Consider the following 10294-nt stretch of genomic DNA (forward strand, 5'->3'; position numbering starts at 1 on the left):
AACTAAAATCACAAGTGTAGTATGAAAAACAAATATAAAATTCTTGCCACTTCTGTTGCTACTATTCTTTTCGCTAATGCTGCCTCTGCTGCTACTTATGCGATAGAGGCTCGTAGTGATGCAATGGGTGGCGTTGGTACCGTATCAGCAACTTATCTAACTGCGCCTTTTTTCAACCCCGCTCTTACTGCGATTTATCGCCGAAATGACGATGCAGGCATGATCGTGCCAAGTTTTGGTGGCAGCTACGATGATCAATATGATCTAGTTGATGAGATCGAACGCATCAGCAAATTGACAGACGTCGATGAAATCAAAAAATCGATGGATGCTATCGATGGGAAAAAGACAGACTTTGATCTTGGTGGTGTCGTTGCCATTGGTATTCCCAACAAATTCTTATCTGCAACTGCATACGGTAAGCTATACACTGAATCATTCGTACAACCAAATGTTGATACCTCAGGTACTAATCCATTAGATGATAGCTATGTACAAGGTGTTTCTATTGGCGTGGCTGAAGCAGGTATTTCACTTGCTAAATACACTAATTTCATGAACCAACACCTTTCTTTTGGTGTTACTCCTAAACTTCAGCGTATATACACATACTCATACGCCACGAGTTTTCAGAATTTTGATACTAAAGACTTACGTGAAAATGAGACCGCGGAAACGATGTTTAACTTAGACGCCGGCGCACTTTGGTTCTTTGGCCCATATCGTCTCGGTATTTCAGCGAAAAATTTGATCGGAAGAGACGTTAAAACAAAGTCATTCCAATATGGCAGCGATACGATAAAATCATACGAATATAGCATGCGTCCTGTATACACCGTTGGGGCAGGGATTGTTGCCGATTACTTTACGATGAGTGTTGACTACGATCTTAACGAAGAAAAACGTTTTTCATCCTTTGATGATAATACGCAAATGATTCGAGCTGGTATTGAATTTGATATTTTGCGTCAAATGGCATTACGAGCAGGGTATATGAAGAACTTAGCTCGAAGTAATGACGAAGGAACCATTACTGCTGGTATCGGGTTGTCTCCACTTAAGTTGTTCGAATTGGATATCGCAGCTCAGTACACAAACGAGAACGCTATGGGTGCATCCATTAATTTCCTTGCTACCTATTGATTGAATCGTTATAGTCAGCTCCTCAAAATGAGGAGCTTTTTATGTTTGACGATTTACCCCCTCTATCTCACCAAGAGCAACAACAAGCTGTAGAGAGAATTCAAGAATTGATGGCGAAGGGCACAAGTACTGCAGAAGCTATCAAAATTGTTGCCGAACGGATTCGATCTGAGTACGCAGAAAAACAACAGCAACAAAACTAATCAATTCATGGACAGGGCATACGCCCTGTTTTTTTTTGCCTTTCTATTTTCTATTCCTTTACATTCCCAAACACCACCCTGGTTACGCTGTAACTCAAATTTACTATACCTATATGATTTTAATCTTGTTCAATTGCCTTTAAGACTAAATAGCGAGTTAGTAAAATTTTACCCAATTGTGTTAACCTTAGTTTGCGCAGCACAGGCAATTAGGCATTTCTTAATGAACTCATAAATTAAACTCCATATTATCAATTATTTACCTCGGACTTTTAATCTGTCAACTATATTGGTCTTGATTGATCTTGTAATTTAATTACAAAGCGCGAAAGGACTTCGTTCTCAGGCAGAGGATTATGCTGAAAAAATAAAAAAGATACACCGTAACTTATAGCGGTAATTAAACTAGAGTTATTAAATAAGCGATATAAGAACAGTAAGCACTCGCAGACATATGTAATAGATGAATCGGAAGTTCATCTTATTTAGCTGCTTTTTTAGCCGAAATACGTCTCCTGGATTTGAGCGGAGCGTTACATATTGAAAACGCTTGACCTAAAGTAGTTTTACTAAACTAGGCGACGTTGAAGTGGGTAATATGAAACCTCAAGAGTAGTAGAAATAAAGAGCAGTGACTCGCGTTACAACGTAATGTTTCTTAGCATACTTCCTGTTAAATAGTCCGATAATTAGAGAAGAAATTGGAAAAACATCGTTGATCTTTGGATGAGAGGAAGCAACAAGGTTGCAATGAAAACTATTTGCCTGTTTTACACTAAACTCCTTTAACTATCATGTAGCAGTAGTTTTGATGTTGTGTTCGCTCTATGTGGACTAGACTTAATATGAGAACAAAAACTAACCAAGGGAGGAATGATGGGTTACAAGCAAGTTTTGGTTGCTGTCGACTTATCTAAATCTAGCCAAGCCGTTATCTAAAAAGCAATAATGCAAGCAGATAACTCAAGCAGCAAACTCTCATTTGTTTACGTAGATGTTGATCGCATAGTCATGGAAGCGAAGGAAGAGCAAGAATTGGAAAGAAGGCTGCAAGAGCTCGCTGATAAATGCTTATACCCAGTAAACTAGACCATGGTAGTAATCGGCGATCTTCATATAAAACTATCGGGAATCGTCAAAAAAGAGGGGATAGATTTAGTTGTCTGTGGTCATCATCACAACTTATTGAGTCGCTTTTTTTCATCGATACCAAAGGTTGTGAACGAGGTTGAAGCTGATTTATTAATCGTCTATTTAGACGAGTGATCGACAACTCTTGTTCGCACTCATCATTTTTTGTCACTAAAAAGCCGAACGTTTATGTTCGGCTTGGTGTATCGGTGATAATAAAAGTTTTTAGCCAGGAATGATTGATGCCTCATGAGATAAAACAGATGCAGACTCCGCGTTTGACTGCAGATCAAAATGTACGTTAACTTGCACGCCTTCTCGCTCAAAAGTGACATCATCAAAATCGGTCATAGCGATTTTGAATCCATTTCTAGCAAAAAAGCCAGTCACCATAGTTCGCTGCTTAATTTCTAATGCAGACGCGAGTAGCTTATCCATGGCATTCTCCTTGGTTATTGTGGGGATATGGGTAGAAGATACACATAGATTGGTATGAAATCAATTTTATATAAAGTTGCTTTTGATGAAAATTTTAATGTAAGTCAATCTATCGTTTACCCCACGTGATTTATTCCACGCAAAACCTTGATAACAAGACGGCAGAGCATCTCACATTGTGATAGCAAGCATAAAGATGGGGGTGTTAATAAATACCGCCGAAACAATATGTTACAAAGATTAGCGTTAGGCCTAGTTGAGTAGACAACGCAAAATTCTAAATCTGAACAACCGCCCTAAAATGACTCACTCTTCAATACTTGTGATAACTCAGACCTAATAAAAGTAGATATCTCAGCTAGCTTTCTTGGCAAAGGGTTTTGATAAGGGTAGGAAATATACATGGAACGTTCTATATCAAAAGTTTGCGATATTCGGATGTTTTTGTCTATAAAGTTACTTTTAATAAGATAGTTTGGAATGACACCAACCCCAACTCCCTCAGAAACAAAGTTTATTAAAATAGAAGTGTTATCAACTTCGATAACATCAGTATATTGATTTTTAATTGATTCCTTATTCGAATGATGTTTGTAGATTAATAGTGTTTTGTTGTTGGCATTACTTACCCTAGATATCAAAACATCACTATAATCACCAATTTTATGTGCAATAAGAGTGTCATCAATAACATTATTAAGCCTAATCGCTAAATCTACGTTGCTTTCTAATAAATTTTCTACATTGTTACTTGACGATATTTCAAAATCAACTTTTGGATATCGTTCTTTTAAGTCTTTAAGAACAGAACCAAAAATAGAAGAGGCTATAGAGTTGGGCATTGTGATTTTAAACTTTCCATCAATGCATTCACTCAACGAGCTAGCTCTGTAATTTAACTCGTGCAAACTCTCTAACGTCTTGATAGCAAGCTCTCTAATGCTTTCGCCATGATCAGTTAAAACGAGTTTCCTTGTTGTTCTGTGGACGAGTGTCACGCCAAGTTGTTTTTCTAATGCTGCTAGCTGCCTGCTGACTTGAGCTTTAGACTTTCCAAGTTCTTTTGATGCCTCTGTAAGAGAGAGGTGTTTACAAATGGCTGCAAAGCAAATCAGCTCATTGTTCATCAATTCCATGATTGTTACCTTTTTGCAACTCTGAGTCACGTTGTTTTTTAACTGGTGGGAAAGTATAACTTGCTTCATCGGAGGGGGACAATGATATTTAAAAGCCGTCATGAAATAATGGCAGACTACTATCTTAATAAAACTATATTGGATATTAAGTTAAACCGATATCCTGAAGAAATTAACTCAATCGGATTAAATATAGAAAATAAAGATTTAAAAATAAAGAATTTGTCTCGTGAAATTACTAAGTTGGATTCGGGTTATTTAATTGTTGATTGTGCATCATTGATAATGACTCATTACATATCGGAAAAAGTAATAATAAAAGTTGAAATTGATTTTTTAAATTATAAAGTTAAACGTGTAAGGATATTAAAATATGAAGACTGCAATACAAAATTCGAAAAGATCTGTTTATCAGAAAGATACATTGTATAGAATAATAAATAATATTAGTACTTTGTATACCAAATCACTAGTAAAATTATTTGGTGAAGAGCTGAGAATCCATCATTGCAAACATAAGATTAATGTAAGAACCACTAACGAGTTGAGTGAACATATGAAGAAAGATCTAGGTATAGATTGAAAAGTAGAGAGTTTACATCTGTTAGATTCCTTGTTCCTATAAAACTAATGTAGTACTTACACGTTTGGGTTAAGCAAATGCGTGTCCATGTTGACTCATGTTGAATGAGCAAGATGCAGAACCAACGTGTACAGTGTTGAACGTAACCCAAGATACAATGAAGGAACTTAATCAGCCACACGGTTTTAAAGTTGATGACTGGTTATTATCAAGTTGTCGCTGTGGTGAAATCGAAGTTCATGGCCCATACAAGACAGCTGATGAAGCTTGCAAGGAAGCAAAAGCCAAATACGGTGTAACTAAACTGACTTCACCAATGCTAATCTTCTAACCTTTAAGTTCGTATTATGTATAAGCTGGTAAATGAGAGGTTAGGCTGGCGCCCCTGCTTGTAAGGCATTGATTAGGCGGGGGTTTATAGACTTGTCTTCGAGTAAACCGTATACCACATCTTGATCATCTAACCCCAATAAGTCGGCGATTTTAAAGGCAATTTCCCAATCAAGAACACTGCGACCATTGCGGTAATTACTAATTCTACTTGTGCCAACGTCCAAAACTTTAGCTAACTGATAGTCAGAGGTAAGCTCTAACTGGGTTTTCAGTCTATCTAAAAGCACATTTGTGTAATTAGTCATGTTCCCGCATCCTTTCGCAATATTGTTAAATTTTAGTGGATAGTCTGGCTTCTTTCACTACCGCAAGCCACTTGCGTGCTTAAAAAGATTTCCTTAACGTTATTTTTGAGACAGGAAATCAATAGCTTGCGGAGGCTACAACATGGAACGTACTGTTACCAACCCAATTCACTTACCTTGCCCTGATATGGCAGGGTGCACCAATCCAGACCCAGCTAAAACGGCAAACTCTATCAACAAGATAGCTCAACTACGAGAGAAGTTCGCCGAGCAATTCCCTAAAAAGAAACAGACGTACATTCCTACACGTTTTCGTCAGGGGGTTGTAGCATGAATCTTAGTATCTGGAAATCGCGCCGCAATCAGCGCCAACTTGTTGCATCACAAGACAACGGAACTCATATCTACTTCGATAGTTTTGAGCTTGAAGCCGTTGAAGCCTCGCTTTGGCTTTATCAAGGGATGACACTTGTCGCTTGCATCAAAGCACAAAACGACACGTTAGCCGATATTACGACTACCGCTCACCGTATGGCGACACTTGGCGCGCAAAATAACGGCCAACCACTACACGAAATCCGCAAGCAAGATGAAGCGCCCCAAGTGGGCGCGGATTCTTCCCTTTAATCAGGGGGATGCATGGACTTCGACATCAAAGCCATAGAAATCAAGATGGCGGGCAAGACGTTCGCCAATGATGCCATTCATCAAAGTGCCTTTTCACGCCGATTTTTCCCACGCTTACCCGCGATAGTTCGCAACGATGTGCGCCGTAAAGTGGAGGCGCGCACACAGCGCCAAAACGCCACACGTGAAAACGTGATTAAAACCGCCAAAGATGCGGTGAAATTTGGCTTGAAGTGCGCACACCATATCGAGAATCGTTACTCGTTTGTCGACAGTCGCAAGGGCGCGCATAGCGAGCCATTGACGCACAATATCTTGATGCGTGACGACGCACTGACTAAGTTCGCGGAGAAGTACGCCGACCAATGCGCCGAGATTTTATCAAGTCTAAATGCCGAGGGTTACGCCTCTTTTGTTGAGGCGTTGGCCGCGGTTTATTCTGAGCAAAAATCGCTACTTAAGACCATTCACATCAAGCCGCCTTACGTGAATTTCAAAGTGAAAGACGTTGAAGTGTTAGAGCAAATGCTAACAGCCGCGGTACTCAAAATGCAGTCGGAAAAGTGGGTCGAACGTCGTTTGCTGCGTCTGCGTGGTGACTACATCGAGTACGCCCAAATCACCATGAGCCGTGTGGGTGACAAAGGCCATCAAAGCAAATACGTGTCAGAGATTTCCTTTAGTAACTGGAAGCGCAAGCAACGCGAATCCGAGAAATACATGAAGTCGATGAGCGTATACAACGAGGAAACAGGCGAACACTTTCCATTAGAGGAAGTGGCAAAGCGCACCATCGCTAACCCTGAGAACCGTCGTATTGAAATGATGGTTCGCTCACGTGGCTTTGAAGAACTGGCCGACGAACTGGAATACACCGCGCTTTTCATTACGTGGACACTACCGAGCCGTTATCACCGCAATTCTCCAAAGTGGGATGGCTCAAGCGTCAAAGACGGACACGCAGAGTTAATGCGCCAATGGTCACTTGCTCGCGCTAAGTTGGCCAAATTGGAGATTGAATACTTTGGCTTTCGTGTGGCCGAGCCACACAAAGACGCAACCAGTCACGCGCACTATTTCTTGTTTTGCTCTCACAAAGACAAAGCCAACATCATTCGTATTCTACGCGGTGAGGCGATTGCGCCAGACCGTGAGGAACTGGGCGACGACATCACGCCACGCTTCGACGTTAAAGAAGCCGACCCAAGCAAGGGCGGCGCAACGGCGTACATTGCCAAGTACGTTTCGAAGAACATCAACGGTAAACACATGCCAGACACCGAAGCCGAGGAAAGCGCATTTAAAGTGCGTGCTTGGGCGTCGGTACACCGCATTCGCCAGTTTCAGCAATTTGGCGGTGAGCCTGTGTCTTTGTGGCGCAGTTTACGCCGAGCGACAGCCGAACAAACCCAAAAAGATGATCAGCTAGAAGAACTGAGACAAGCGGCCGACTCATCCAAATGGGCGCTGTTTTGTCAGTTAGCCAAGGGCGCTAAGTTGGCTTACAAAGAAAACAAAAACGACTACGGCGAACCAATCAAAAAAATCATTGGTTTTGAGTGGTGCGGTCAAGTCATCGAAACCGCTAGCGAGTGCTATTCGCTCGTGCAAACGAAAGACGTAAAGCGTCTTTTAAAAAGTCGCGGAGCGACGTCTTGGAGCACTGAAAATAACTGTAACTCCCCACTCATTACAGAGTTGAAGAAGCTCACCGGATGGAGCTTTGAGGGAGTGAAATGCCTATTAGAGCCGTTGGCGAATGGGGCGACGGTTTCCATCGACCAATACTGTTCAATCAAATTACAAAACAACACATTACGACTGATTTAACCCGTTTGGGATATTGCTTGCGACAACGATTTCAGCAACTAGGTAAGGACAACCCAATGAGCAACATCGACAAAATCACCCAAGAAATGGAAGCCGAAGTGAAGCGCGCTAAAGGCGGCGTGTTTTGGCGTCTCATGTTGGTCTGGATGAAGGAAGTCAATAAACAGATTCAGAACAAACCGAACACCGATGAAGAACTAGCCGAGGCTTAAACAATGGAAATGCTATCTCTTAAAGAATGTCAGCAAGCAATGGCCGCGCTTGATGCGGCCGACAAACTCAACGCCAGTGTGGAAAAGGAGTTGAGCCAGTTCAAAAACATGGACACCAACGCGATTATCAAACGTGCAAGCAAGATGCTCATGACGGGTAACTTTTCGCTTGAAGCGTTTGGTTTGAATCCGACGCTGTTCGACCAAATTGAGCAGCTTACCAAGCTCAACAACAAGGTGCGTGAAAAGTATCGCGGTTGTGTCAAAGGCAACATGCAGCAATTGGAAACAGTCGAGGCGGCCGCCGATGAGTAAACACCCAAACCCAATTCGCGGGCACGTATCGTGCCCCGTTTGTAGCTCGGCTTCAACCGTGCATCGCGTCGGTGAGGGCAAGCTCATTGCCGAGGGTGAGCCAACCAAAAACGGACGCAATTTAGGACTGCTGTATTACAAGTGTCCGAGCTGTGGTAACAGCCCAATGAGCAAGAGCATTAACGCTTTTGTGGAAACCAACATGGTTGACTCGGTTGAACAGCTAGAGGTGGGTGACGCTGTCACAATTGAGACTGAATCGCCAACGGTTGAGCCAGAACCCGAAACCGTTGCAAGCACTGATACGCCTAGCGTTGAAGTAATTGAACAAGTGGAAGCGCCAAGCGTTGAAAGCGAATCTGAGCCAGTACCAACGCCCGTTAAAAAGCCGCCGTTTCCGGTTAAAAAAGTCTTAGCGGGGATAGCCTTTGTCGCTTTGCTTATTTGGGCGATTCGTCAACTGATGCCAACCAAGAAACCAACCGAACCAGATACCGAACAAGGAGAGCCAGTCAATGCAGGATGAAATGGAAAACCAACCAGAGTTAGATGATTGGGGCGACTTTTCCGCGGTAATCAGTGGACTGGAACAAACCGAAGTCAGTGAGTTAACCGACTTACCAACCGAAGCGGCCAACGAGGACAACTACCAACCCGCGGGTGAAATGTTTGAGGGCGCGTTGTCGGTGCTGTTCACCATTGCCGAACAAGCGACGTCGATTATTTCCGGTGTGGATTTTGAGTTTGATGAAAAAGGCAAAGCGGCGGTGATTGATGCCGCGTTGCCCGTATTGGAAAAGCACAGTGATAGCGTGTCGTCGCTGTTTGGGGATTACATGCAAGAAGCCGTGCTCGGCTTGGCGGTGTTGTCTCTAGTCTACAGTGCCAAGAAAACCATGGCATACCAAAAAGAGCTGTTAGCGATAGAGGAGGAAAAACAGCGTGAGCAAAAAGAAAAAGACGCCGCTTAAATTCCCCAATCCGGTCAACTCCAATCCGTCACACGATGCTGAACATGTCATCTACGTGGCGGGCACGGGCGGGGGTAAAACCTCCGCCGTTAAGCACTTAGGTTTGGTGCCAAAAGCCGCGCAAGCGGTTTTTTTTGACCCTTACCGCAACTACGCGGGGGCGAAATTCCGCGGCCAACAATGTCTTGAAACCAGTTCTCGCGTGGCGTTCGTCAAAGCGTTGGTGATGGCACGTAAACGCGGCAAGTCGTTCAAACTGGCGTATATCCCAAAAGATGGCGCGTGTAGTGAGGAACTCGAATTTTTTAGCGCGGCGGTGTGGGCGGTGGGTAATGGCGACGCCAAACAACTGCATGTGATCATCGAAGAGCTTGCAAGCTGCGTGGAGACGTCCGGCAAACTCAAAGGCAAGGCGGGCGAATTGTGGCGCGGTGGGCGTCAATATGGGCTTGTGCTGCATTCGATTTTCCAACGCGGGCAAGAAGTCCCCAAGACCGTGACTGAACAATCGCCTGTTTGGTGGATTGGTGCGGTGAACTCAATGGCCGATGCACGATGGCTCGCGGATAAAAAAGGCTTGTGCGTCGATACCTTGGCGGGGTTGAAATCAGCCAAGAACAACAAAGCCGCGATTGGTAAGCCGATTGCCGAATATCTATTGGTTCGGGATGGTATCGGCAACGTGGAAAAGTCCTCATTTAACTGTCTGACGGGCACCATTCACCGTTAATTTCAACGCTCATTCAACCTATAGGTTAACCACTTAACCTATAGGTTGCGCCCGCTTTCGCTTCCTCTCAAATCCCTGTTTCATGAAATCACTTTTTAACCGTGTACAACCGAAAGGGACAACATGAAACAGCAACACAAAAACCTACTGATGGCACTGATTATCACGTTAATCGTGATTGCCGCTATCAACAACATCAGCGTGCTCAATCCAGTGCGTGAAACTCTTAACGGCGAAAATGGGTGGTTCTAATGGAAGCACTAAAACAACCTTTTAACCCGCGTCCACGTGAGCTTGACCCTGTTGAGGGTGTGAACTGGGGCAACCAAGCCACCTT

The 10294-nt window shown here is 43.2% G+C and carries 16 protein-coding genes and 1 pseudogene; 14 read left to right on the forward strand and 3 right to left on the reverse strand.

What is annotated here, in order from left to right; all coding sequences use genetic code 11:
- Positions 1–21: 21 nt before the first annotated feature.
- The 3 genes and pseudogenes from L3V37_RS08350 to L3V37_RS08360 all read left to right on the forward strand — a co-directional run bounded on the left by L3V37_RS08350 (position 22) and on the right by L3V37_RS08360 (position 2612).
- Positions 22–1143, forward strand: coding sequence for a conjugal transfer protein TraF (locus L3V37_RS08350; protein WP_005388052.1), 1122 nt, complete (start codon positions 22–24; stop codon positions 1141–1143).
- Between the two features lie 41 nt (positions 1144–1184).
- Positions 1185–1346, forward strand: a complete 162-nt coding sequence (locus L3V37_RS08355) for a YoaH family protein (RefSeq protein WP_005376257.1) — start codon at positions 1185–1187, stop codon at positions 1344–1346.
- An 876-nt stretch (positions 1347–2222) separates the two neighbouring features.
- A pseudogene (locus tag L3V37_RS08360) lies at positions 2223–2612 on the forward strand (universal stress protein).
- 90 nt (positions 2613–2702) lie between these two features.
- Here the strand turns inward: L3V37_RS08360 and L3V37_RS08365 are convergent.
- The gene (locus L3V37_RS08365) at positions 2703–2915 is read right to left on the reverse strand and encodes a hypothetical protein (protein ID WP_005376260.1); all 213 of its coding nucleotides are present in this window, start codon (positions 2913–2915) and stop codon (positions 2703–2705) included.
- Between the two features lie 296 nt (positions 2916–3211).
- The gene (locus L3V37_RS08370; protein ID WP_237306156.1) at positions 3212–4051 is read right to left on the reverse strand and encodes a LysR family transcriptional regulator; all 840 of its coding nucleotides are present in this window, start codon (positions 4049–4051) and stop codon (positions 3212–3214) included.
- 81 nt (positions 4052–4132) lie between these two features.
- On the opposite strand from L3V37_RS08370, the gene L3V37_RS08375 reads away from it, so the two are divergent.
- Both L3V37_RS08375 and L3V37_RS08380 read left to right on the forward strand, forming a co-directional pair.
- Positions 4133–4483 (forward strand): hypothetical protein, encoded by a 351-nt coding sequence (locus L3V37_RS08375; RefSeq protein WP_237306157.1) that lies wholly within the window; start codon positions 4133–4135, stop codon positions 4481–4483.
- A 248-nt stretch (positions 4484–4731) separates the two neighbouring features.
- Positions 4732–4965 (forward strand): hypothetical protein, encoded by a 234-nt coding sequence (locus tag L3V37_RS08380; protein ID WP_237306158.1) that lies wholly within the window; start codon positions 4732–4734, stop codon positions 4963–4965.
- A 40-nt stretch (positions 4966–5005) separates the two neighbouring features.
- On the opposite strand, the gene L3V37_RS08385 is transcribed toward L3V37_RS08380, so the two are convergent.
- Positions 5006–5272 (reverse strand): helix-turn-helix domain-containing protein, encoded by a 267-nt coding sequence (locus L3V37_RS08385; RefSeq protein ID WP_005388732.1) that lies wholly within the window; start codon positions 5270–5272, stop codon positions 5006–5008.
- A 142-nt stretch (positions 5273–5414) separates the two neighbouring features.
- Between L3V37_RS08385 and L3V37_RS08390 the strand changes: the two genes are divergently transcribed.
- The 9 genes from L3V37_RS08390 (at position 5415) to L3V37_RS24190 (ending at position 10209) form a co-directional block, all read left to right on the forward strand.
- Positions 5415–5606, forward strand: coding sequence for a hypothetical protein (locus L3V37_RS08390; RefSeq protein ID WP_017635784.1), 192 nt, complete (start codon positions 5415–5417; stop codon positions 5604–5606).
- Positions 5603–5899, forward strand: a complete 297-nt coding sequence (locus tag L3V37_RS08395) for a hypothetical protein (RefSeq protein ID WP_017634764.1) — start codon at positions 5603–5605, stop codon at positions 5897–5899. Before L3V37_RS08390 ends, L3V37_RS08395 begins: the two co-directional genes overlap by 4 nt.
- Positions 5900–5911: 12 nt before the next feature.
- Positions 5912–7729, forward strand: coding sequence for a replication endonuclease (locus L3V37_RS08400; protein ID WP_205461036.1), 1818 nt, complete (start codon positions 5912–5914; stop codon positions 7727–7729).
- Positions 7730–7746: 17 nt separating this feature from the next.
- Positions 7747–7941, forward strand: a complete 195-nt coding sequence (locus tag L3V37_RS08405) for a hypothetical protein (RefSeq protein ID WP_172563183.1) — start codon at positions 7747–7749, stop codon at positions 7939–7941.
- 3 nt (positions 7942–7944) lie between these two features.
- Complete coding sequence (locus L3V37_RS08410) at positions 7945–8256, forward strand: hypothetical protein (protein ID WP_005457413.1); 312 nt, start codon at positions 7945–7947, stop codon at positions 8254–8256.
- Entirely contained in the window at positions 8249–8782 is a 534-nt protein-coding gene (locus tag L3V37_RS08415) for a hypothetical protein (protein ID WP_205461037.1), read from the forward strand. Before L3V37_RS08410 ends, L3V37_RS08415 begins: the two co-directional genes overlap by 8 nt.
- Positions 8772–9227, forward strand: coding sequence for a hypothetical protein (locus L3V37_RS08420; protein WP_029826997.1), 456 nt, complete (start codon positions 8772–8774; stop codon positions 9225–9227). Before L3V37_RS08415 ends, L3V37_RS08420 begins: the two co-directional genes overlap by 11 nt.
- Entirely contained in the window at positions 9199–9957 is a 759-nt protein-coding gene (locus L3V37_RS08425; RefSeq protein WP_060469917.1) for a hypothetical protein, read from the forward strand. The genes L3V37_RS08420 and L3V37_RS08425 overlap by 29 nt, the downstream gene beginning before the upstream one ends.
- A gap of 123 nt (positions 9958–10080) precedes the next feature.
- Positions 10081–10209: a hypothetical protein gene (locus tag L3V37_RS24190; RefSeq protein WP_005457441.1), complete on the forward strand. Its 129-nt coding sequence runs from the start codon at positions 10081–10083 to the stop codon at positions 10207–10209.
- Positions 10210–10294 lie beyond the last annotated feature (85 nt).

This window comes from Vibrio sp. D54 (assembly GCF_021728075.1).
Classification (GTDB): domain Bacteria; phylum Pseudomonadota; class Gammaproteobacteria; order Enterobacterales; family Vibrionaceae; genus Vibrio; species Vibrio alginolyticus.